24 protein-coding genes and 1 pseudogene are annotated in these 22,779 nt (G+C 67.0%); 7 read left to right on the forward strand and 18 right to left on the reverse strand.

The features are described 5' to 3' along the window. Nucleotides 1–2: 2 nt before the first annotated feature. The 5 genes from coxB to R2601_RS15220 all read right to left on the reverse strand — a co-directional run bounded on the left by coxB (nt 3) and on the right by R2601_RS15220 (nt 5,651). A complete protein-coding gene (coxB, locus tag R2601_RS15200) occupies nt 3–962 on the reverse strand; it encodes a cytochrome c oxidase subunit II (protein ID WP_007799887.1) in 960 nt (319 codons plus the stop codon). Between the two features lie 114 nt (nt 963–1,076). Continuing rightward, nucleotides 1,077–2,123, reverse strand: coding sequence for an AI-2E family transporter (locus R2601_RS15205; RefSeq protein ID WP_007799888.1), 1,047 nt, complete (start codon nt 2,121–2,123; stop codon nt 1,077–1,079). A gap of 171 nt (nt 2,124–2,294) precedes the next feature. Continuing rightward, nucleotides 2,295–3,413 (reverse strand): carboxylate-amine ligase, encoded by a 1,119-nt coding sequence (locus tag R2601_RS15210; RefSeq protein WP_007799890.1) that lies wholly within the window; start codon nt 3,411–3,413, stop codon nt 2,295–2,297. Between the two features lie 72 nt (nt 3,414–3,485). Next, nucleotides 3,486–3,905 carry a hypothetical protein gene (locus R2601_RS15215; protein ID WP_007799891.1) on the reverse strand — a complete coding sequence of 140 codons (420 nt, stop codon included), beginning with the start codon at nt 3,903–3,905 and terminating at the stop codon, nt 3,486–3,488. A gap of 246 nt (nt 3,906–4,151) precedes the next feature. After that, a complete protein-coding gene (locus tag R2601_RS15220; RefSeq protein ID WP_007799893.1) occupies nt 4,152–5,651 on the reverse strand; it encodes a CoA-acylating methylmalonate-semialdehyde dehydrogenase in 1,500 nt (499 codons plus the stop codon). 105 nt (nt 5,652–5,756) lie between these two features. Between R2601_RS15220 and R2601_RS15225 the strand changes: the two genes are divergently transcribed. The 3 genes from R2601_RS15225 (at nt 5,757) to coaD (ending at nt 7,732) form a co-directional block, all read left to right on the forward strand. Next, a complete protein-coding gene (locus R2601_RS15225; RefSeq protein WP_007799894.1) occupies nt 5,757–6,653 on the forward strand; it encodes a LysR family transcriptional regulator in 897 nt (298 codons plus the stop codon). Nucleotides 6,654–6,714: 61 nt separating this feature from the next. Then, nucleotides 6,715–7,149, forward strand: a complete 435-nt coding sequence (locus tag R2601_RS15230) for a CBS domain-containing protein (RefSeq protein ID WP_040544780.1) — start codon at nt 6,715–6,717, stop codon at nt 7,147–7,149. 85 nt (nt 7,150–7,234) lie between these two features. Continuing rightward, complete coding sequence (gene coaD, locus R2601_RS15235; protein WP_007799898.1) at nt 7,235–7,732, forward strand: pantetheine-phosphate adenylyltransferase; 498 nt, start codon at nt 7,235–7,237, stop codon at nt 7,730–7,732. Here the strand turns inward: coaD and R2601_RS15240 are convergent. Next, nucleotides 7,729–7,875: a hypothetical protein gene (locus R2601_RS15240; protein ID WP_007799900.1), complete on the reverse strand. Its 147-nt coding sequence runs from the start codon at nt 7,873–7,875 to the stop codon at nt 7,729–7,731. The two genes, coaD and R2601_RS15240, sit on opposite strands and share 4 nt — an antisense overlap. 34 nt (nt 7,876–7,909) lie before the next feature. Further along, a complete protein-coding gene (locus R2601_RS27025) occupies nt 7,910–8,083 on the reverse strand; it encodes a hypothetical protein (RefSeq protein WP_007799902.1) in 174 nt (57 codons plus the stop codon). 213 nt (nt 8,084–8,296) lie between these two features. Between R2601_RS27025 and R2601_RS15245 the strand changes: the two genes are divergently transcribed. Then, nucleotides 8,297–8,512, forward strand: a complete 216-nt coding sequence (locus tag R2601_RS15245) for a hypothetical protein (RefSeq protein ID WP_007799904.1) — start codon at nt 8,297–8,299, stop codon at nt 8,510–8,512. A 196-nt stretch (nt 8,513–8,708) separates the two neighbouring features. On the opposite strand, the gene gap is transcribed toward R2601_RS15245, so the two are convergent. The 11 genes from gap to R2601_RS15300 form a co-directional block, all read right to left on the reverse strand. Next, nucleotides 8,709–9,710, reverse strand: a complete 1,002-nt coding sequence (gene gap, locus R2601_RS15250; protein ID WP_007799906.1) for a type I glyceraldehyde-3-phosphate dehydrogenase — start codon at nt 9,708–9,710, stop codon at nt 8,709–8,711. A gap of 93 nt (nt 9,711–9,803) precedes the next feature. Then, the gene (locus R2601_RS27030) at nt 9,804–9,947 is read right to left on the reverse strand and encodes a hypothetical protein (protein WP_040545421.1); all 144 of its coding nucleotides are present in this window, start codon (nt 9,945–9,947) and stop codon (nt 9,804–9,806) included. 32 nt (nt 9,948–9,979) lie between these two features. Beyond that, a complete protein-coding gene (locus R2601_RS15260) occupies nt 9,980–10,507 on the reverse strand; it encodes a helix-turn-helix transcriptional regulator (RefSeq protein WP_007799910.1) in 528 nt (175 codons plus the stop codon). Beyond that, the gene (locus R2601_RS15265; RefSeq protein ID WP_007799912.1) at nt 10,504–11,043 is read right to left on the reverse strand and encodes a cytochrome b/b6 domain-containing protein; all 540 of its coding nucleotides are present in this window, start codon (nt 11,041–11,043) and stop codon (nt 10,504–10,506) included. The genes R2601_RS15260 and R2601_RS15265 overlap by 4 nt, the downstream gene beginning before the upstream one ends. A 77-nt stretch (nt 11,044–11,120) precedes the next feature. Next, nucleotides 11,121–11,366, reverse strand: coding sequence for a PepSY domain-containing protein (locus R2601_RS15270; protein ID WP_007799914.1), 246 nt, complete (start codon nt 11,364–11,366; stop codon nt 11,121–11,123). Between the two features lie 124 nt (nt 11,367–11,490). Further along, nucleotides 11,491–11,964, reverse strand: a complete 474-nt coding sequence (locus R2601_RS15275; RefSeq protein WP_007799916.1) for a disulfide bond formation protein B — start codon at nt 11,962–11,964, stop codon at nt 11,491–11,493. Beyond that, nucleotides 11,961–12,539: a YqaA family protein gene (locus R2601_RS15280; protein WP_007799918.1), complete on the reverse strand. Its 579-nt coding sequence runs from the start codon at nt 12,537–12,539 to the stop codon at nt 11,961–11,963. Before R2601_RS15280 ends, R2601_RS15275 begins: the two co-directional genes overlap by 4 nt. 129 nt (nt 12,540–12,668) lie before the next feature. Beyond that, nucleotides 12,669–14,705, reverse strand: coding sequence for an ASKHA domain-containing protein (locus tag R2601_RS15285; protein ID WP_007799920.1), 2,037 nt, complete (start codon nt 14,703–14,705; stop codon nt 12,669–12,671). An 87-nt stretch (nt 14,706–14,792) separates the two neighbouring features. Next, on the reverse strand, nt 14,793–15,935 hold the full coding sequence (locus tag R2601_RS15290; RefSeq protein ID WP_007799922.1) for a CaiB/BaiF CoA transferase family protein: 1,143 nt from the start codon (nt 15,933–15,935) through the stop codon (nt 14,793–14,795). 171 nt (nt 15,936–16,106) lie between these two features. After that, the gene (gene speB / locus R2601_RS15295) at nt 16,107–17,087 is read right to left on the reverse strand and encodes an agmatinase (protein WP_007799923.1); all 981 of its coding nucleotides are present in this window, start codon (nt 17,085–17,087) and stop codon (nt 16,107–16,109) included. A gap of 799 nt (nt 17,088–17,886) precedes the next feature. Beyond that, nucleotides 17,887–18,891 (reverse strand): IS110 family RNA-guided transposase, encoded by a 1,005-nt coding sequence (locus tag R2601_RS15300; RefSeq protein WP_007799926.1) that lies wholly within the window; start codon nt 18,889–18,891, stop codon nt 17,887–17,889. A gap of 826 nt (nt 18,892–19,717) precedes the next feature. Between R2601_RS15300 and guaB the strand changes: the two genes are divergently transcribed. The 3 genes and pseudogenes from guaB to R2601_RS27035 all read left to right on the forward strand — a co-directional run. After that, a complete protein-coding gene (gene guaB, locus R2601_RS15305; RefSeq protein ID WP_007799928.1) occupies nt 19,718–21,166 on the forward strand; it encodes an IMP dehydrogenase in 1,449 nt (482 codons plus the stop codon). Beyond that, nucleotides 21,163–22,317: an RsmB/NOP family class I SAM-dependent RNA methyltransferase gene (locus tag R2601_RS15310; RefSeq protein ID WP_007799930.1), complete on the forward strand. Its 1,155-nt coding sequence runs from the start codon at nt 21,163–21,165 to the stop codon at nt 22,315–22,317. The genes guaB and R2601_RS15310 overlap by 4 nt, the downstream gene beginning before the upstream one ends. 154 nt (nt 22,318–22,471) lie before the next feature. Beyond that, a pseudogene (locus R2601_RS27035) lies at nt 22,472–22,779 on the forward strand (hypothetical protein); the annotation flags it as partial.

Consider the following 22,779-nt stretch of genomic DNA (forward strand, 5'->3'; position numbering starts at 1 on the left):
TGTCAGTCCAGGCTCATCAGGAAGGCGACGAGCCGGTCGAGCCGGTCACCCTGCAGGTCGGGATAGGGGGGCATGTCGATATCGGGCTTCATCTCGTGCGTGTCGGTGATCCAGCGCGCCATGGTCTCGGGCGTCATGTCGTAGATCCCCGCGCCCAGCTTTTCGCGGGCGGCAAGATGGGTGAGGTCGGGGCCCACGGGGCCTTGCGCGTCGGTGCCGCGGATGGTGTGGCAGGCGCCGCAGCCCTCCTCCTGGAAGATTTCGAAACCACGGTCGTCGCCAGCGACCTGCGCCGCCTCTGCCTCCGCGGCAAGCCAGGTGTCGAAGGCGTCCTGCTCCATCACGATGGCATCGAAGCGCATCAGGGCGTGGGCGCCGCCGCAATACTCTGCGCAGAGCCCGCCCCAGTTGCCGGTCTGGATCGGGGTCAGCGCCAGCGTGGTCTCGCGCCCCGGGATCATGTCCATCTTGCCGCCAAGCGCCGGCACCCAGAAGGAATGTATCACGTCATCGGCGGTGAGCCGGAAAAGCGCAGTGCGGTCGACGGGAAGCCGGATCTCGTTGGCCGTCACCACGTCGCCCTCTGGCGTCTCGTAGATCACCCGCCACCACCAGCGCTCACCGTCGACACGCACGGTGAGGTCGCCCTCGTCGGAGGTGATGTCGCGCAGGATGACAAGCCCCCAAACCAGCAGAGCACCCACGACCACCGTCGGAAACACCGCGCCGCCCCAAAGGATGAAGCGCCGCGCCTGCGTCTCGAGGGAGGGATCGACCTGTCGGCGATGGGCGTAGACAGCGGCGCCGATCACAAGGCTCCAGATCACCGCGGCGCCGAGCAGCAGCACCCAGAACAGCTCTTCGACGCGCTGCGCCTCGGCACCGGCGGAGGCCAGCCAGTTGTGGCGCCCGTCGCAGCCCGCGAGCAGCGCCGGAATGATCAGAAGAATGCCTCGCCGCAACCGCCTGCCCCGTCAAATTCGGTCCCTACGGAGGCGCAACCTGCGACAGCGCGTCGCGGTTCCCGAAAATGTGACGTGGAGTGAGATATTTGCGCGGAACACGCGGGCGGGGCGTCAGACCTTGCCGGAGGCCGAAAGCAGGATGGCGAAGGGGCGGGTGACGTCGATCTCGGCCATGACGATGATCAGGCTCGCGGTGAGCGGCACTGCCAGCACCGCGCCGGGCAGCCCCCAGAGCGCGCTCCAGAACGCCAGAGCGAAGAGCACGACAAAGGGGCTGAGGTTGAACGCCCGGCCCAGCATCCGTGGCTCGAGATAGCCGGCCACGAACATCTGCGCCGCGGTCAGCGACACCGCCACCAGCGAGGCCACGGTGAAGGAGCCGAACTGCGCGAGGCTCAGCAGCACCGGGAAGATCACCCCGATCAGCGAGCCGATATAGGGGATGTAGTTGAGCAGCGCGATGAGGATGGCCCAGAACAGCGCGAAGTCGATGCCGAAGAGCAGCATGACCCCGTAGGACAGCGCCCCGAGGATGATGTTCACCACCGTCTTCACCGACAGGTAGTCGCCGATCCGGGTGTTGATGCGGTTGATCAGCGCGATGGTGCGGTTCTCGGCATCGGCATTGCCCTCGAGCGCGAGGTTGAGCTTGCGCGCCATGCCGGCACGTTCCGCCGTCAGGAACGAGGCGTAGAGCACCACGAGGAACAGCGTGCCGCCAAGCCCGCGGATCGACAGGATCACCGGGCCGATGAAGGGCTGGATCTCGAGCCGGTCGAAGGTCATCGACCGCAGCTTGGCCCAGCTCGGCTCATCATCCACCCCGACGAGCTGCGCCACATGGGTCATCAGGCTGTCGAGATTGGCCTTGTAGCTCGGCAGCACGGCGGCGACCTGAGTGAAGGTGTCGAGCACGTAGGTGAACAGCGCCACCAGCACGACGGTGAAGGCCAGCAGAACGAGGATCCGCCGCAGGATCGACGGCAGCAGGCCGATCACCGGCACCTGTCCGAGCCGCGCGGTCACGTCGAACAGGATGTAGACCGAGATCACCGCGATCAGTACCGGCAGCAGCACCGGCTTGCCGATATGCAACAGGTAGCCGATCATGATGAGCAGCGCGAGCAGGTAGGTGGTTTGTCTCAGGGTGACCATCATGGGTGCATTTCGGTGTGGCGGGCCTCTGTTCAGTTGCGGCGTTCAGGTGCCGCTCTATCCTCATGGCATATCTAGGGTTTCCGCAACCCGATTACCTCCCCGCGACACGCTCGCAGGGCGAATTCTTTTGCGGATCTGCCCGGTTTCGCGTCAGCCGCCGCCCGCCGGTTGTCAGAGACCTTCGTGGAATTCCTCGATGAGATGGCTGACCACGGCGCGCATCTGCTCTTCCCCATCCTCGGGATGGGCCGCAGCCACCGCACGCTGCCGCGACGAGGAGTTGCCCTCGGCCACGATCTTGCGGCAGCGCTCGACTTCGGCCACGCAGCCGAGCGCCTCGGCATCCTCGGCGATGAGCAAGATCAGCTCCTCGGTGAGATCCTCGAAGGGGGTGATCTGCGCGGCGCCGAAATCGATCAGACCCTCGGTGATGCCGTAGCGCTGCGCCCGCCAGCGGTTCTCGCCAATCAGGAAGTTCTCATAGATCCGCCAGCGCAGGTTCTGCCGCCGCAGCCGCCAGAGCATCCGCAGGATGCACTGGTTGATCGCCGCCAGCATCAGCGCGTCCTCGAGCCGGGGCTGCACGTCCATGATGCGGGTTTCCAGCGTGGGGAAGCGGGCCGAGGGGCGCAGGTCCCACCAGATCTTCGAGCTGTCCTCGATGATGCCGAGATCGACCAGCGCCTGCACCGAGCGCTGGTAGTCCTGCCAGTTGGTGAAATGGGGCGGAAGTCCGGTGCGTGGCAGGTTGTCGAAAACCGAGATGCGGTAGCTCGCCAGCCCGGTGTCGATGCCCTGCCAGAACGGCGAGGAGGTCGAGAGCGCCAGCAGGTGGGGCAGGAAGTAACCGGCCTGCCGCATCAGGTCGGCGCGCAGCTGGTCGTCGCCGAGACCCACATGCACGTGCATGCCGCAGATCAGCATGCGCTGCACCACGCCGCCGAGATCGCGCCGCAGGTCGCGGTAGCGCTCCTTGTCGGTGTGGTGCTGGTTCTTCCAATGCGCCAGCGGGTGGCACGAGGCGGCGATCGGCGCGAGGTTGTAGCGCGCCGCGTGTTTCGAGATCGCCGCCCGCAGCCGCCTGAGATCCTCGCGCGCGGTGGCGATATCGGCACAGGGCAGGGTGCCGATCTCGATCTGGCATTGCAGGTATTCCGGGCTGACCTGCCCCTCGAGCTCTTCGCTGCAGGCCTCGAGAAGGCGCTTGGGCGCCTCGCTGAGCGCCAGCGTGTCGCGGTCGACGAGAAGGTATTCCTCCTCGATCCCGAGGCTGAACTCCGGCGTCTGCATCGGCCCCTCCCTTCGATGGCGTTCACCGAGGAAAGCAGAGCAGACGCCGCCGGGCAAGCCCGGCGGTCGGTCTCAGCCGTGATCTGCCAGAAGATTGGAGAAGCGCTCCTGCTGGAGCCCGAGCACCGACAGAGCGTCGTCCTGGTGCTGTTGCAGGATCGGAACCACGGAGCCGACCCCGTCCCAGGAGCGCAGGATCATCTTGGAGACGGAGAGCGACAGCTTGGTCGGGCAGTAATAGACCTTGAGCGTCTGGCTGCCCCCGCCGCAGAAGAAGCCGGCCTTGAGGGCCTGAAGCTGCATGAGTTTCACGTAGTCCCACGAGATGGCGCTGACACGTGATAGGTCGACAAGATGCTTCTGAGCCGGATGTGCATCGGGATGCCGGCTGTACTCGCGGAAGGTAGAAATGATCTCGTCGATCAGGATGCGGTCCTCGAACCGCGTGTAGACAAGTCCCGACCGGGGCAGGATTCGGAAAGCGACAGGCATACGGAGGCTCACCAACTGTTTGATAAAAAAGTACTCATTTAATCGGAGGCCGGCCGTCCGCTGACTCTGCGGACCCTCCTCATACCGTGCGGTATGCCTTGACCTCCACGGTGGCGCAAGTCTGGCTCGCAAGACTGACGAAAATCGCAACCGGCAAGACACGTCGCAGAACACATCCTGCACAAAAAATGCCCCGGACCTGGCCGGTCCGGGGCGCGTCTTGGCGTCGGCGAGATGGGCTGTGCGTCAGTCCATGGCCTTGAAGTTGAACTCGCCGCCTTCCTTGATCCCCGAGAACCAGCGTGCGGTGACGGTCTTGGTCTTGGTGTAGAAGCGGAAGGCGTCGGGGCCGTACTGGTTGAGATCGCCGAAGGCGGATTTCTTCCAGCCACCAAAGGTGTGGTACGAGAGCGGCACCGGGATCGGGAAGTTGATGCCGACCATGCCCACGTTGACCCGGTGCGCAAAGTCGCGCGCGGTGTCGCCGTCGGCGGTGTAGATCGCCGTACCGTTGCCATAAGGGTTGTCGATCACCAGCTCGAGCGCCTCGTCATACGATCCCGCGCGGACCTGGCTCAGCACCGGGCCGAAGATCTCTTCCTTGTAGATGTCCATGTCCGGCGTGACGTTGTCGAACAGCGACGGGCCCACGAAGAAGCCGTTCTCGTAGCCCTGCAGCGTGAAGTCGCGTCCGTCGACCACCAGCTTGGCGCCCTGATCCACACCCGAGCTGATCAGCCCCTCGATGCGGCTCTTGGCGGCGCCGGTGATGACGGGGCCATAATCGACGTCCTCGCCGGCGGTGTAGGGGCCGACCTTGAGCTTCTCGATGCGCGGCACCAGCTTCTCGACCAGCGCATCGGCGGTTTCCTGACCCACCGGAACGGCCACCGAGATCGCCATGCAACGCTCGCCAGCGGCGCCGAACCCGGCGCCCACAAGTGCGTCGGCGGCCTTGTCGAGATCGGCGTCGGGCATGATGATCATGTGGTTCTTGGCGCCGCCGAAGCACTGGGCGCGCTTGCCGTTGGTGGCGGCGCGGCCATAGATGTACTGCGCGATCGGCGTCGAGCCGACGAAGCCCACCGCCGCGATTTCCTCGTTGTCGAGGATCGCGTCGACCACTTCCTTGTCACCGTTGACCACCTGCAGCACGCCCTCGGGCAGGCCGGCCTCGATGATCAGCTCGGCCAGACGCAGCGAGGTCGAGGGCACGCGCTCGGACGGCTTGAGGATCATGGCGTTGCCGCAGGCCAGCGCCGGGGCCATCTTCCACAGCGGGATCATGGCGGGGAAGTTGAACGGGGTGATGCCGGCCACCACGCCGAGCGGCTGGCGCATCGAGTAGAGGTCGATGCCGGGGCCGCCATCGTCGGTGTACTCCCCCTTGAGCATGTGCGGTGCGCCCATGCAGACCTCGACCACCTCGAGACCGCGCTGCACGTCGCCGCGGGCGTCGGGCAGGGTCTTGCCGTGCTCCATCGAGAGCATCTCGGCCAGCTCGTCCATGTGCTCGTTGATCAGGGCGCCGAACTTCATCATCACGCGGGCGCGGCGCTGCGGGTTGGTCGCGCCCCAGGCCTTCTGCGCCTCGGCGGCCTTGGCGACCGCGTCGTTGAGCTCGTCCACGGTGGCGAGCGGCGTCTTGGCGATGGCTTCGCCGGTGGCCGGGTTGAACACCTCGGTGAAGCGGCCAGACGTGCCCTTCACGTGCTGTCCGTTGATGAAATGCGTCAGTTCTTTCATGATCGCGCCTCCTGCTGGTCGGGTTTGGCGACACCTTAGTCTTGCGCAAATGCAGGCGACAGAGGTAATCGGGCAAAAGGGTTTTGCAAAAATAGAGGTTCGTGGATGCGCGGGAACTGGGATGATTTGCGGATTTTCCTTGCCGTGGCGCGGGGAGACAGCCTCTCGGGCGCCGGCCGCGTGCTGCGCATGGACCCGGCCACGGTGGGACGGCGCATCGGGCGGCTCGAGGAAACGCTGGGCCAGCCGCTTTTTGCCAAGAGCCCGCAGGGCTACGCGCTGACCGAGGCCGGGGCGCGGCTGCTGTCCCATGCCGAGGAGGCCGAGCAGGCGCTCGGACAGGGCGCCGAGGCGGTGCGCGGCGCGGGCGAAGGCATGTCGGGGCAGATCCGCATCGGCGCGCCCGACGGCTGCGCCAATTTCCTTTTGCCGCAGGTCTGCGCCGAGATCGGCGCGCAGAACCCCGATCTCGAGATCCAGATCGTCGCCCTGCCGCGGATCGTGAACCTGTCGCGGCGCGAGGCCGACATCGCCATCGGCGTCTCGGCGCCCACCGCCGGGCGGCTGGTGGTGCAGAAGCTCGCCGACTACAAGCTGCACCTAGCCGCCTCCGAGACGTATCTCGCGGAGCATCCGCCGATCCGCAGCCGCGCCGATCTGCGCGAGCACCGCGTCGTCGGCTACATCCCCGACATGATCTTCGACAAGGAGCTCGATTATCTCGCCGATCTTGGCGTCGATCGCGTGCGGCTGGCCTCGAACAGCGTCTCGGTGCAGTTCCACTGGCTGCGCCAGCACGCCGGGCTCGGGATCGTGCACGATTTCGCGCTGCCGGCGGCGCCGGGGCTGCGCAAGGTGCTGGCGGAGGAGGTCGAGATCACCCGCAGTTTCTATCTCGTGCGCCACGAGGACGATCGCCGCCTAGGGCGGCTCAACGCCTTTGCCGAGGCGCTGGCGCAGGGGATTCGCAAAGAACTTACCCTGCTCGAAGGTCTGACTTGACAGATTGTCGCAGGCGCCGGACGCTGGATGCACGCGCAGAGAAGGCATGGAGGAGAGCCGGATGCAGGTGCAGCAGATTCTCAAGGACAAGGCGGATGACGGCGTCGTCACCGTGCCACCGGCCACCACGGTGGCCGAGGCGGTACGAATGCTGGCGGAACGGCGCATCGGCGGCGTGGTGATTTCGGAAGATGGCCAGACCCCGCTGGGGATCCTGTCGGAGCGCGATATCGTGCGGGTGCTGTCGGCGCAGGGTGCCGATGTGCTCACGGCCACGGTCGACGCGCTGATGACCACCAACCTTCAGACCTGCACCCGCGACGAGGACAGCAACGTGGTTCTGGCGCGGATGACGGAGGGCCGGTTCCGCCACATGCCCGTGGTCGAGGAGGGTGTCATGGTCGGAATGATCTCGATCGGCGACCTCGTGGCGGCACAGATTGCCGAGCTTTCGATGGAGAAAGAGGCGCTTCAGGGCATGATCATGGGGCACTGACGGCGGGCCCGACAGCGGTCAAGGGGTTGCATTCAGGGGCGCAATATTGTTGCGTGCCTGAAACTGACAGATCAGGGGCAGCCCTATGCGCATCGGCCTATATCCCGGCACCTTCGACCCAATCACGCTTGGCCATATCGACATCATCCGCCGCGCTGCGGCGTTGGTGGATCGACTGGTGATCGGCGTCGCGATCAACCGCGACAAGGGGCCGCTCTTCGATCTCGAGACGCGCGTCGCGATGATCGAGTCGGAATGCCGGGCCCTCTCCGAAGAGACCGGCACCGAGATCGTCGCCCACCCGTTCGAGAATCTGCTGATCGATTGCGCCCACGATGTCGGCGCGCAGATCATCGTCCGCGGCCTGCGCGCGGTCGCGGATTTCGAGTATGAATTCCAGATGGTCGGGATGAACCGGTCGCTTGATGACAGCGTCGAGACGGTGTTCCTGATGGCCGAAGCCCGGCATCAGGCCATTGCCTCGAAGTTGGTCAAGGAGATCGCGCGTCTCGGCGGCGACGTGAGCAAATTCGTCACGCCACCGGTGCACGAAGCGCTCGTGAAGCGCTTCGACGGAGCTTAGGCGCCGTAGACCGCGCGGCGGGCAATCTCGTTCTCGTGCCCGGCAATGTCGCAGTCCATGCGCGTGCGCTCGGGCAGGTTGCGCAGCGTGTAGAGCGTGCGGCGATAGGCGTAGCGGCGGTAGATGTTGTTCAGTACGGTCATGGTCACGGTCCTTCGTGTGTCTTGGGGCCGGCAGTCAGGCGCGGGCCTGACCGTAGACGGCCTCTGATGCGATGCGGCGCAGGTCGCCGCGGTAGATGTCCAGATCGAGCGCGGTGTCGAGCGACATCCGGCGCAGTTCGCGCAGGGTGCGCTTGTACCGGGCGCGCTGATCAAGACGGGTTCTGAGCGTTGCGATAAGGCGGGTCATGCGGTGTCTCCGTAGCTCCCCCCTTCGTTGCTGTTGGCGCTAACCTAGGGTTCGCTGCGGCGCAGCACAATTTCCGAAATTCCAACCCCGTCCTGCAATTTTTGCATGGCGCGGTGCGAGGCGATGTCGTCAGACGGCGCCGTCAGGAAGATCTTAACCTTCCGTGCGTAGGGTTAACGGCATCGAGACAGCCAATGATCAGGAGGTGATCGCATGGATATCCGATCCTTCGGGGCACGCCCGACGCGTCGGCTGCCGCAGGCCGCGCCGTCGCGCCCACGCACATCAGGCACGGTTCAGGGCACCGCACGGGCCGGCGACGCGCCGCCGCCGGGCCTGGCGATGTCGGATCCCATTGTCGCGCCGGGTGTGCAGCCTCGCAGCGCGCGGCATGGCTATGCGGTGGCGCGGCGGATGCAGAACGAGTGACCGTCAGGCAGGGGGGAAGGCAGGCACACAGGTTTGAAGACAGGCAGGTCCAAGGACAGGCATGCAGGCAGGCTGAAAGACAGGGCAGGCTGAAAGAGAGGCAAGAAACAGACAGGCAAGAGAAAGGGCGGGGCCGTTTCCGACCCCGCCCTGAAGGCTTTCATGGCGGTCCCGGGCCGCGATCAGATCCGCAGGATCAGATCAGCTTGCCCATGGCAACGGCGGTATCCGACATGCGGTTCGAGAAGCCCCACTCGTTGTCGTACCAGGTCAGGATGCGGCACATGGTGCCTTCCATGACCTTGGTCTGGTCGGTGTGGAAGATCGACGAATGCGGATCGTGGTTGAAGTCGATCGAGACATTGGCCTTGTCGGTGTAGCCCAGCACGCCCTTGAGCGGGCCGTCTGCCGCGGCGCGGATGGCGTCGTTGATCTCGTCCACGGTGGTGGTCTTCTTGGCCTCGAAGGTCAGATCGACGACCGAGACGTTCGGGGTCGGCACGCGGATCGCGACACCGTCGAGCTTGCCGTTGAGTTCCGGCAGCACGAGGCCCACGGCCTTTGCGGCGCCGGTCGACGTCGGGATCATCGACAGCGCCGCGGCGCGGGCGCGGTAGAGATCCTTGTGCATGGTGTCCAGCGTCGGCTGGTCGCCGGTATAGGAGTGGATCGTGGTCATGAAGCCCTTTTCGATGCCGATGGCATCGTTGAGAACCTTGGCCACCGGCGACAGGCAGTTGGTGGTGCAGGACGCGTTCGACACGACGATGTCGTCCTTGGTCAGCACGCTGTCATTGACGCCGTAGACGATGGTCTTGTCGGCGCCCGCCGCCGGGGCCGAGACCAGCACCCGCTTGGCACCGTTCTCGAGGTGCAGGGCCGCCTTGTCGCGGGCGGTGAAGATGCCGGTGCATTCCAGCACCGCGTCGACATCGCCCCAGGGCAGGTCGGCGGGGTTGCGCTCGGCGCTGACCTTGATCGGGCCGCGGCCGACGTCGATGGTGTCGCCGGAGACGGTCACTTCCTGCGGGAAGCGGCCATGGACGCTGTCGAACTGCAGCAGGTGGGCGTTGGTCTCGACCGGGCCGAGATCGTTGATCGCGATGACCTCGATGTCGGTGCGCCCCGACTCGATGATGGCACGCAGCACGTTCCGGCCAATGCGCCCGAAGCCGTTGATTGCGACTTTGACGGTCATGGGTATCTCCTTGCTATCGAAATACTGAAGGTTGGGCGCAGGTCATCAGGTTGCCGCCGCTAAGTCAACCTGCCCCGGGAGGCGGCAGAGCGATTAGCGCCAGAAGGCCATCCAATCCAGCAATGCGAAGAACTTACGCCCCAGAAACACCAAATGCTCCGAGCCCCAGATCAGGGTGTCCGCGGCCAGCGCAGCGAGGATCAGCAGCCCGATCCATATGGCGATCCGATTGGTCATGACGAGCCTGATGCCAGAGCGCGCGCGGGCTGTCACGCGCGATCTGGCGCGCTGCCGGGGGCGGTGGTCATCAGTTCCTCGATGAACAGGCTGAGAAAGGCGCCGCGCCCGTTGACGCCGGCTTTCCGATAGATGCCGTTGAGATGGGATTTCACCGTGCCCTCCGCAGACCCGCGCAGCTCGGCGATCTCGGGGATCGACAGGCCCTTGAGAGTGAACATCGCCACGTCCTCTTCCGACGGGGTCAGGCCCCAGCCGCGAAACTGCGCCGCGACGATGTCGTGAAAGGCGCCCGAGGCCAGCGACAGTTGCCGCTCGAGATGGGCCTTGCGCCGCAGCAGGGCCATCAGCCAGCGGATCTCGACGGCCACGGCGGCGATCAGGCTGAGCGCGGCTGCGAACTCGATCATGAAATGCCAGTGGGTGAAGGGGGGCCAGCCGATCTCGAGGCCGTCGCTGGCGACGTCGGCAAGGAAGAACGCCGCGCAGAGGCTCTGCACGGCGATCAGCGCCATCATCGGAGAGGCGCGCTCGGAGGCGGGCAGGACTCGATCCGTCATGGCTCGATCTTTGCACCCTCCGGCACGGATTTGGTACCTGTGATCATCGCCCGCGGCAGATTGACCCCGGTGCGCAGGCTGTCGAAGACCACCGCGCCGACATGCAGGAAGACCGAGATCTCCGCCCATGTGACCAGCGCCTCGTGGGTCTCCTCGACCCAGTCGACGCCCCAGAAGGCGTTGGTCGTCATCATGTAGCCGGTCGCCACGATGGCGGCGAGGGTGAGCAGCAGGTTGAAGATCATCAGCGCCCCGAGCGGCGTGTGCATCAGATGCACCCGGCGCCGCCCGGTGGCCATGTCTGTCAGTTGGCCACGGATGCCGGAGCGGCTTGGCAGGAAGCTCGAGAAGCGCGCCGAGTGCGGTCCGACGACGCCCCAGATCAGTCGGATCACCAGCAGCGCCGCGATGGCGTAGCCGATGGTCTCGTGCAGCTGGCTCTCGGGATCGGTGAGCAGGGCGTTGGCGATGAAGAAGCCCGCGAGGCTCCAGTGGAACAGCCGCAGCAGCGGGTCCCATATGTAATGGCGTGTCATGGGGGGCTCCCGAAAGAGGGGGCGCGGCCCGGGGAAACATCCGGGGGGACAGACGACGGGCCGCGCCGGGCGGCGGCTCAGTCTTCGGTCTTGCTGCGCACGACGTTCAGATCGGCGTCAAGATAGAGTTCGAACCGCTCGCCGTTCTTGAGGGCATAGACCTCGATCATGCCGTCCTCGTTGTCGATCTTGCGGACCTCGTAGCCCTCTGCGGTGAGCTTCCCTCGGATCTGGCTCTGGGTGGCGGCGTCGACGTCAGGCGAGGCGAAGGCCGGTCCGGCAAGGGCGAGGGCGGTCAGGGCGGCGGCGATGGATTTGATCATGGGGGTCTCCTGTCGAGGATGGACGGGGCCGGGGGATCCGGCGCCTCGTGGACAGGAGATGTCAGCCTCGGCGGGCCTGGACCATGCATCAAAGGATGCAGATCCGGGCCTCTGCAACTTTGGTTCAGGCCTTGCTTTTAAGGGCGGCCCAGATCCAGAGCGCCATGAAGACGAGGCTGGCGATGGTGTTCCAGCTGGCCATGGACAGGCCGAAAAGATCCCAGAGCACGTCGTCGCAGCGCTGGATCTCGGCGCTCATGATCTGGTTGAGAAGGTCGTCGGCACTGATGCCGGTGACCGAGCCGGAGGCGGTGCAGCTGGTCGGGCCTTCCCACCAGCCGCGCTCGACGCCGGTGTGGTAGAAGCCGATGCCGGCGGTGCTCAGCGCCGCAAGCGCACCGAGGCTCGGCAGCGCCGGGCCGCGGGTGGCCAGGGCGCCGAGCGCGATCACCACGGCGGCGACATGCGGCCAGCGCTGGTAGATGCACAGCTTGCAGGGCGGCAGATCGCCCAGGTACTGGAAGCCGAGCGCCCCCAGCAGCACAGCGACAGAGCCGGCGGCGGCCAGCAGGATGAGAAGGTTGCGGGTCGGTGTCATAGGTATCTCACGATATAGAAGCCGCCGACGAGCAGCAGCACGAAGAGCGTGAAGACGATCCCGAGGCGGCGCTCGATGAAGTGCCGGATCGGCTGGCCGAACCCCCAGAGCAGACCTGCGACCACGAAGAAGCGCAGGGCGCGCGCCACGATCGAGGTGACGATGAAGGTTCCGAGCGGCATCGCCGTCCAGCCCGACATAATCGTTATGACCTTGAACGGGAAGGGCGTCACGCCGGCGATCAGCACGGCCCAGAACCCGACGCCGTTGAAGCGTTCGTTGAAGGCGGCCATCTGGTCGGCCTTGCCCATCGACTCGAGGATCGGGCGGCCGATGCTTTCGAAGAAGAAATGCCCGATGCCGTAGCCCGCGAGACCGCCGAGCACCGACGAGACCGTCGCCACCAGCGCGATGAGCCAGGCCTTGCGCGGCGCGGCGAGCACCATCGGGATCATCAGCACGTCGGGCGGGATCGGAAACACCGAGGCCTCGATGAACGAGACGAGGGCAAGCGCCCAGAGCGCTTTGGGGTGGTCGGCCAGCGACATGGTCCAGTCGTAAAGGCGGCGCAGCATGGGCGATCTCCGTTTGTCCTCGACCGAGGAACCATGCCCGCGCGCGCCACGCAACAGACGAAAGCGTGTTGCCGGCTGGATCGCGTCCTGCGGGTGACACAGCGCTCTTCGCGGAGGCGGAAACCGGGGTCAGCCGCGCCGTCGCCTGCGCCGGCCGCCGCCCTCTGCATGGGCGTTGAAGCGGGTGTCGGGCAGGGTGACGTGCCTGGACAGCTCCGGGAACGGGTCGGAAGCGTGCGGGATCGCGTTTGCGGCCACGAAATGCTCCTGGAAACGTGGCTCGATGGCGGTCTCGACCTTGGTGATCGCGTGCACGTCGCGCTCGATCTGGCGCCGCGCCGCGAGGCTGCAGAGCGCGATGCGCGCTCCGGTGCCGGCGGCGTTGCCGGCCGAGCTGACCTTGTCGAGCGGCACGTCGGGAATCATTCCCAGCACCATCGCGTGCAGCGGCGAGATATGCGCCCCGAAGGCCCCTGCGAGCACCACCCGGTCGACGCGATCCACGCCGCGCGTATCCATCAACAGGCGCGCGCCGGCATAGAGTGCCGACTTGGCAAGCTGGATTGCCCGGATGTCACCCTGGGTGACCGTGACCAGCGGCCCGCCATCGGCACGGCCGTCATGCAGCACGTAGGCATGGGTGCGGCCCTCCGGGATGCTGCGCGCGCTGCCCGTCTGCTCGGCGGAGCCGATCAGCCCTCCCGCATCCAGCAGTCCCGCGATGCGCATCTCTGCCACCGCCTCGATGATGCCCGAGCCGCAGATCCCGGTGATGCCGCTTGCCGCGGTGGCTTCGGCAAAGCCCGGCTCGTCGGACCAGAGCGGGCAGCCGATGACGCGCAGGCGCGGCTCCTTTGTCCCGGGATCGATGCGCACCGCCTCGATGGCGCCGGGCGCGGCGCGCTGGCCCGAGCTGATCTGCGCCCCCTCGAAGGCCGGCCCGGTGGGCGAGGAGCAGGCCAGAACGCGCTCGCGGTCACCAAGCAGGATTTCGGCATTGGTGCCGACATCGACCACCAGCACCAGATCCTCCGACTGGCCCGGCTGCTCGGACAGCGCCACCGCCGCGGCGTCGGCTCCGACGTGGCCTGCGATGCAGGGCAGCAGGTAGACCTGCGCGCAAGCGGGCAGGGAGGTCAGACCCAGCTCATCGGCGCCAAGATCGAGGGCCGAGGAGGTCGCCAGCGCGAAAGGCGCCTGGCCCAGCTCCACCGGGTCGATGCCCAACAAAAGGTGGTGCATCACCGGGTTGCAGACGAAGGTGGCTTCGAGAATCAGCGCCGGGTCGATCTTGGCCTCGTGCGCGATCTCGCTGATCAGGGTCGACAGCGCCTCGCGCACCGAGCGGGTCATCTCGAGCGCGCCGCCCGGGGTCATCATGGCGTAGGAAACCCGGCTCATCAGGTCTTCGCCGAAACGGATCTGCGGGTTCATGATCCCTGCCGAGGCCACCACCGCCCCGGTGTCCAGATCCGTGAGATGCGCCGCGATGGTGGTCGAGCCGAGATCGATGGCGAGTCCGAATATGCCGTCCTCGTGCAGCCCCGGCCAGATCGCCACCAGCTCGGGCACCGCGTCCGCCGCGCGCCGGTGCAGCGCCACGGTGACGCGCCAATCGCCCTTGCGCAGAGCTGGCTGGAGCTGCGCGAGCAGCGGCAGTGCGGCCCGGATCCCGGCGATGCCCCATTGCGCCTTCAGCGCCCGTTCGAGCCGCTCGAGATCGCCGGTGGGCTCGTGCATGTCGGGCGCCCCGACCTCGACGAAGTGCAGCCGGGTCGCCGGGTCCATGGCGATGGCCCGCGCGGTGGCGTCCTTGCGCACCACCTGCCGGTGCACCTGGCTTCCGGCGGGCACGTCAATGACCACGTCGCCCATGATCTGTGCCTGGCAGCCGAGGCGACGCCCCTCCGCCAGCCCGCGCTTCTCGTGATAGCGCGCCTCGACCTTGTTCCATTCAGACAGCGCGCCGGGCTCCGAGTGGATGCCGTGCTTGGCAAAGTCTCCGAAGGCCGGCGCGACCTGGCATTTCGAGCAGATGCCGCGCCCGCCGCAGACCGAATCGAGATCGACCCCAAGCTGTCGTGCTGCCGCCAGAACCGGCGTGCCTGCCGGAACGCGGCCGCGCTTGCCCGAGGGGGTGAAGACGACGAGGGGGTCTTGGGTCATGGTCCGGCCTGCCTGTTGCGCCCCCTCAGCATAGCCCCGGGGCCGGCACGCGACTGCCCGGATGCGACACCGCGCGGCAGCTGCGCGTCAGTCGGTGTCGAGCCAGCGCAGGATATCGGCGCGGTTGCCGTCGAGCTCGGGCGGGGCGGGGCGCGCGGGGCGGTCCTCCATGCCCGAGATCTTGATCGGGTTGCCGGCGGCCTTGAAGGTGGCACGGCCATAGCGGTCGAGCACATCGACGATCATGTTGCGTGCCAGCAGCTGCGGGTCCTTCATCACCTGCTCCATGCTCTGGATCGGCGCGCAGGGGATGCCGGCGGCGGTGAGCTTGGCCAGCCAGTGGGACCGCGGGAATTCCAGCGTCACCGCCTCGATCAGGCGTTTGAGAAGCCGCGCATGGGTCAGGCGCGCGGCATTGTCGGCAAAGCGCGGATCGTCGGCGAGCGGCAGCTGAAGCGTCAGGCAGAGCTTCTCGAACTGCGCGTCGGTGCCCGCGGCCAGAACGAAGGGGCCATCCGAGGCGGCCACCGCCTCGCAGGGCGCGATCGAGGGGTGCCGCGTGGCGTTGCTCGGGGCCGTGTCGTTCAGGGCCGCCTGCGCGATGGCCTGGTCCATCAGCGCCACCTGCGCGTCGAGCTGGCCCACGTCGATGCGCCGCCCCGTGCCGTCGGCCTGCCGGGCGTAGAGCGCCGCGAGAATGCCCTGCACGAGGAACATGCCCCCCGCCAGATCCCCCACCGAGCTGCCCGCCCGGCGCGGCTCGTCCGGCGTGCCGGTGAGCCCCATCAGCCCGCCGCGCGCCTGCACCACGGTGTCATAGGCGGGCCGCTTGGCGTCGGGGCCGGTCTGGCCGTAGCCGCTCACCGAGGCGTAGTGCATCTGCGGGAAGCGGCCGTGAAGGGTGTCCCAGTCGAGCCCGTGCCGCGCCATTACCCCGGGGCGGAAGTTCTCCACCAGAACATCGGCGCGGGCGAGGATGCGGTCAAGCAGGGCGCGGTCTGCCTCGACATCGAGATCCAGCGCGATCGAGCGCTTTCCACGGTTCACGGCGGCGAAATAGGCGCTCTTGCCATCCTTGAGCGGCGGAAGCCGGCGGGCGTCGTCGCCCTTGCCGGGGCGCTCGACCTTGATCACCGCGGCACCGAGATCGGCAAGGATCATCGTGGCGTAGGGCCCGGAGAGGATGCGGCTGAAATCGACGATGGTGACGCCGTTGAGGGGGAGGGGCATGGGCCTTTGGCTCTCATGTTGTTTTTCTGCTCCCCTCGAGCTTTCCGCAGCTTCGGCTTTCCCGCAAGCGGTTCCGCGCCGATGCGCTCGACTCTGCCTGTTTCACGCGCAGGTTGTTTCCTGCGTGCCGCAGTTTCCGGGCCATTGTTCGGCCTAGATGAGGCGGGCTGCCTATCCGGCAGGCATCCGCTTGCCGCGGGCGTGGAACACGAAGCCCAGCAGGTTCATCAGGATCTGTGCGGCGAGGATCGAGGTCGAGCCGGTGGGATCGTAATCGGGCGCCACCTCGACGAGATCGATGCCGACGATGTCGTGGCGGTTGGCGACCTGCTGCAGGATCTCGAGCACTTCGTAATAGAGAAAGCCGCCATGGCTCGGGGTGCCGGTGCCCGGCGCGATCGAGGGGCAGAAGCCGTCGATGTCGATGGTGATGTAGACCGGAACGCCCTCCGGGATGCGCTGCGCCACGCCCGGCGCGCCAAGCCCGCGCGCCTGCCGCACCGACAGGATGTCGGAGCCCATGGCGCGGGCGGCGTCATAGCCTTCCTTGGCGGTGGAACTGACATTGCGGATGCCGACCTGCGTGAGCCCGCTGACCCAGTCCTTTTCCGCGGCCCTGCGCATCGGGTTGCCGTGGCCGCGGGTGACGCCGTGGCGCTCGTCGACGAAATCGAGATGCGCGTCGATTTGCAGGATGTGGAACGGGGCGTGACCCTTGTAGGCCTCGATGCAGGGGATGTTGACCGAGTGGTCGCCGCCGATCACCACCGGCAGCGCGCCGGCCGCCAGCGCAGCCTCGACGCCTTCACGAATGTTGGCATGGCTGGCGATCGTGTCAGTGTGCACGATGTCGGCGTCGCCCATGTCGACGATGCGCACCTCCTCGCCAAGGTAGGTGACGTCGTCCTCGTGGTCATAGGCCCCTGCATGGCCGAAGGAAAACAGCGTCGAGGCCTCGCGTACGCCGCGCGGCCCGAACCGCGCCCCGGCCCGCCACTGGGTGCCGGCGTCATAGGGCGCGCCGAGGATGGCGGCATCGGCGTCGATGGCCCTCCAGTCCGCAACGAAGGGCTTTTTCGCAAAGGTGCAGATGCCGGTGAAGGGCAGGTTCAGCCGGCCGCTCTCGTATCCATGTGCCAAGGTTGTCTCCATCTCGCTCGATCTTGGCGCCACCCTGCGCCAGCGCGGCACCCGACGCAATTGCCGAGCGCTGCGGCCGCCCTCCGTGCGCCTCGGCTCGTGGCAAAGGCAGGACGCCTCCGGCGGGAGTATTTTTGACGAAGAGAAGCCAGGGATGCTGCGCTCCTGTCTTCTCTGGTTCCAAAATACCTCGGGGGTGAATTGGCGCACAGCGCCAAGAGGGGGCAGCGCCCCTCTGTTCTGCCCTTGTATTGCACTTTCCCTGGGACGACTCCGGTTGGATGGGAGGCATCGTCTTTGTGGCGCGTCTGGCAAGCGGCGAACGGTTTGGCATACGCAGGAGGGCCAATGGAAGCTCAGGAGGATGGGACCGGGCAACCCAAGTCCGGCGATGCGAAAGGCTGCAAGCCTGAATCGCCATCGGGCAGGCAGGCTGTTCGGCGAAAAGCGTGCAACATGTCAATCGGCGCCGCCAGATGGCTCTGACGCACATCGTGTGATGTTTTGCGGCCTAGGCCCTACATTTGGCGTCGTGTGTGGATGCCCCCTGTTTGGCAAGCATGATCTTCGATTTGTCGGCGGGGTCTTCGATCGGACGTGTGTCAGGCCTCTGAGCGTGGCCTTCCATGACGCCACGGGCCGGTATGCTGTTCGGAAGGCTGGGTTCACATCGGTTCAGAGAGCTGCAAGCGCTCGAGCCCCGGGACTGAATCTCCCGCCTTGAACTTCGAAGTCCGTGTCGCCTACTCCTCGTCGATCGCTCACCCCGGCCCTGCGGCCATGCCGTGTTCAGGCCCTGCTCGGGCCCAGATCACGGCATTCGATAATCCTCTTTCTTCGTTGTCATGGCCCAGATTATGCGAGCCATCTTATTCGCCAACGCGACGGCCGCGACCATCCTGGGCTTGCGCGCCACCAGCGCAGCCAGCCAGCGGTTCGCACTGCCGCCCTTGCGAACCACCCAACGGATCACGCTCATGGCGCCGACAATCAGAAGGCGGCGGATGTCAGTTTGGCCCATCTTGCTGACCGAGCCGAGCCTCGTCTTGCCGCCGGTGGACCTCTGCCGGGGTACCAGGCCGAGCCACGCTGCGAAGTTTCGTCCGCTGTCAAATGTATCGAGGTCCGGTGCAAATGCCGAGACCGCGCCAGCGGTGACCGGGCCGATCCCGGGGATGGTACACAATCGTCGCAGCTGTGCATCTGCCTTCGATGCCGCCTGGAGTTCGTCCGCCAGTTGTTCGATCACCGCAGTGAGGCGCGCGATTTGGTCGAGGTAAATCGCGCCCATCTCACGAACCGGGCTTGGCAGGTCCGTGGCCTCGTCGTCCAGCGCGTTCAGGCTCGCCGGGCCCTTCGGCGCCACGAGTCCGAACTCGGCCAGATGTCCTCGTAGCCCGTTGATAAGCTGCGTGCGTTGCCGGACCAGGCATTGGTGTGTCCGGAATGCGACCGCGCGCGCCTGGGTCTCGGCGCTCTTGACCGCCACGAAGCGCATAGTCGAGCGCAAGGCCGCCTCCGCGATGGCTTCCGCGTCCGCGCGATCATTCTTCTGGCGCTTTACGAACGGCTTCACGTAGGTCGCCGGAACAAGCCGAGCCTCGTGGCCGTGCAGTTGCGCCACCCGGCCCCAATGGTGCGACGTGGCGCAGGCCTCCATCGCCACGATGCAAGCTGGCTGCTCGGCAAGAAGGGACGCAAGCCGCGTCCGCGACATACTTCGGTTGTATAGAACCGCCCCCTCCGGCCCGATGGCGCAGACCTGGAAGCTACCCTTCGCAAGGTCGATCGCCAGCATGCTGATATTCGTCGTCATCGATGTGCCCTCCGTTCGGTTCCAATGGAACCATCATGGCATATGAGATGCCGTTGGTGGGGGCATCCACCGCATCAGTTCAAGGCGTCACAGAAATTGGGTCGGACCCAAGATTGCCTGCCGATTGACACCCTCCGGCCTCGGATCGTCTCTTCACGTCATGACGGAGGCAGGATTATATCGAATGTATATATACAATAAGTGCTTACCGAAGAACCAGAGCGCCCGAAAGAGGCGCAACACCAAGGTTTGCCCTTGGCGGGCTGAACGTCCGCGCTCCCGAGCGCGCCAGGGGCGACGCTCGACGTGCAGCGCAATGTGGTCTGTTTGGCCACGCGATCCGGCGGATACGACGGCGGGCCAAGGCCGAACCCCGGCCTGGGGTCGACGCGGCATGGCCTTTCTGACCCCAAACCCGGCAGCGCACCAATGGCCGCTGCAACGTGCCGCGGCGCGACGGGCAAGGCGCAGGCCGATGCTCGGGCCGGGCGGAGATCGGTCAGCGGCTCCAGGCAGGCAAGGTTTGGTCGCTCTGCGATAGCTCGGGGAAGGGGGCCGAGCGGCCTGCCTCCAGCGGCGTCCTGTCGGCCCATCCTCCAGTCAAGCCGACCGGCAACTGAGCGCGGGCCCTTCCTGCCTCCGCTCATGAGAGGCCGGGACCGAAAGACCGGCGCTGTGAACAAAGGCGCAGTGTCCTACTACGCCCATCATGCCGGCGCAGGGCCGGGCCGGCGGATGTCGCCGGACCCGAGGAAGGGGGCTTTCGCCTCCCGCGCATCCGTGCAATAGGGACGTGCCAACCGATCCCCTCCCAAGGAGCCACCCCATGGAGATTCGCGAGGCGCTCACCTTCGACGACGTTCTTCTCGTTCCCGCGGCGTCCAGCGTGCTGCCCAGCACCGCTGACACCCGCACCCGCGTGACCAAATCCATCGCCCTCAACATCCCGCTCTTGAGCTCGGCCATGGACACCGTGACCGAGGCCCGCATGGCCATTACCATGGCGCAGGCCGGCGGCATCGGGGTGATCCACAAGAACCTCACCGTCGAGGAGCAGGCCCAGCAGGTGCGCCGCGTCAAGCGCTTCGAGAGCGGCATCGTCTACAACCCGGTGACCCTGACGCCGGACCAGACGCTGGCCGACGCCAAGGCGCTCACCGAGCGCTACGGCTTTACCGGCTTCCCGGTGGTCGACGAGAAGAAGCACGTGGTCGGTATCGTGACCAACCGCGACATGCGCTTCGCCCAGAAGGACGACACGCCCGTTCGGGTCATGATGACCTCCGAGAACCTCGCCATCCTGCAGGAACCGGCCGACCGCGACGAGGCGATCAGCCTGATGCGCGCGCGCCGCATCGAGAAGCTTCTGGTCACCGACGCTGCCGGAAAGCTCACCGGTCTTCTGACGCTCAAGGACACCGAGAAGGCCGTGGTCAACCCCTCGGCCAGCAAGGACCGGCTCGGCCGTCTGCTCTGCGCCGCGGCCAGCGGTGTCGGCGAGTCCGGCTTCGAGCGCACCGAGGCGCTGGTCGATGCCGGCGTCGACATCGTGGTGATCGACACGGCCCACGGCCATTCGCAGGGCGTGCTCGAGGCCGTGTCCCGTGCCAAGCAACTCTCGAACGAGCTGCAGGTGATTGCCGGCAACGTGGCCACCGCCGATGCCACCCGCGCGCTGATCGAGGCCGGGGCCGATGCGGTCAAGGTCGGCATCGGGCCGGGCTCGATCTGCACCACCCGCATGGTCGCGGGCGTCGGCGTGCCGCAGCTCACCGCGGTGATGGATTGCGCCAAGGCCGCAGGCGACGTCCCGGTGATCGCCGATGGCGGCATCAAGTTCTCGGGCGATTTCGCCAAGGCGATCGCAGCGGGGGCCTCCTGCGCCATGGTGGGCAGCATGATCGCCGGCACCGACGAAAGCCCGGGCGAGGTGATCCTCTACCAGGGCCGCTCGTTCAAGGCCTATCGCGGCATGGGCTCGCTCGGCGCCATGGCGCGCGGCTCCGCCGACCGCTACTTCCAGAAGGACGCGGCCTCGGACAAGCTGGTGCCCGAGGGCATCGAGGGTCAGGTGCCCTACAAGGGCTCGGCCGGCGCAGTGATCCACCAGCTGGTGGGCGGCCTGCGCGCGGCGATGGGCTATACCGGCAACGGCACCGTCGACGAGATGCGCAAGAACTGCAATTTCGTGAAGATCACCAATGCGGGCCTCAGCGAGAGCCACGTGCACGACGTGCAGATCACCCGCGAAAGCCCGAACTACCGCATCGGATGACGCCGGCGGCACGGGTACAGGCCGCGGCGGAGGTCCTCGACCGCATCGCCGCGGGCACACCGGCCGAGCAGGCTCTGCTCGGCTGGTCACGGGCCTCGCGCTTCGCGGGCTCCAAGGATCGTGCCGCGGTGCGCGACCATGTCTTCGACGTGATGCGCCGCTGGCGCTCGACCGCGGCCTCGGGCGGCGGCGAGAGCGGGCGCGCACGGATGCTTGGCCTGCTGCGCCAGCAAGGCACCGATCCCGACACGCTGTTCACCGGACAGGGCCATGCGCCCAAGCCGCTCGGCGACGCCGAGCGCGCCGCGGGCCGGGTGCCGGAGGGGGCCGAGGCGCTTGATCTGCCCGACTGGCTCTGGTCCGACTGGCAGGCGAGCCTCGGCGCGGAGGCGGCGGCGACAGCCGAGCAATTGCGCCATCGGGCGCCGGTCTTCCTGCGCATCAACACCCTGCGCGCAACCCAGGCCGCGGCCATCGCGGCGCTCTCCGCGGACGGGATCGCCACGCGGCCCGCGCCTCTGGCCGACACCGCGCTGGAGGTCATCGAGGGCGCCCGCAAGGTGGCGCGCTCGAAGGCCTTCACGGATGGCCTCGTCGAGCTGCAGGATGCTGCCAGCCAGGCCGTGGTCGCGGCGCTGCCGTTGGCCCCGGGGCAGCGCGTGCTCGATTATTGCGCTGGCGGCGGCGGCAAGGCGCTGGCCATGGCGTCCCGGCTCTCGGGGCTGGTCGAGGCGCATGACGCCAACCCCGCCCGCATGTCCGATCTGCCTGCGCGCGCGATCCGAGCCGGAGCCGAGATCGCGATCACGCAAGAGCCACGCGGCCCGTATGATCTTGTCCTCTGCGACGTGCCCTGTTCCGGCAGCGGCTCATGGCGACGCGCGCCGGAGGGGAAGTGGCGCCTGACCGCAGACGGTCTGGCCGAGCTCACCGCCATCCAGGGCCGGATCCTCGACACCGTGGCCCCGCTTGTCGCCCGCGGCGGCACGCTGGCCTATGCCACCTGTTCGATGCTTGCGACCGAGAACGGCGCGCGGGTGGCGGCATTCCTCGCCGGTCATCCCGGCTGGAGCCTGGCCCGGGAGCGACAGTTCCTGCCCTCCGACGGCGGGGACGGGTTCTACGTCGCCTGCCTCACCGCGCCGGACTGACCTGGCCCGCTTGACGCGGGAGCGTGTTCCCCGGCAAGCTGTGCAACCGGGGGGGTGTCTCCGGGGCCTGGTTTACCTTTGGTTAATGCCCGGTGACTAAGACCGGTTGCGAGGCCTCCCGGACGGGGTGCCGCGACCGGCGAAAGGGGGCCAGGTGACCGAGGGCACGGCGGCAGAGCGGCTGAAGGCGCGCGGGGCGCGCAGCATCTTGCGCAGCACCGGGGTTCTGGTCGCGCTGGCATTGGCCAGCGGACTTGCCGCGCTTCTGAGCGCGCAGCCGGTGCTGCGGACCGGCATGCTGGCCGCCGCCGCAGCCTTTGCCACCACCGCCGGGCTGGCGCTGGTGAGCTATGCGCTCGGGCGGCGCCGCGACGCGCGCAGCTTTGCCGCGGTCTGCGCCTTTGCCGAAGGCGACCCGGCTCCCATTCTCGTCACCGATCCGGCGCTGCGCCTGATCTATGC

Origin of the sequence: Salipiger bermudensis HTCC2601 (assembly GCF_000153725.1) — a bacterium.
In the GTDB taxonomy this organism is placed as follows: Bacteria; Pseudomonadota; Alphaproteobacteria; order Rhodobacterales; family Rhodobacteraceae; genus Salipiger; species Salipiger bermudensis.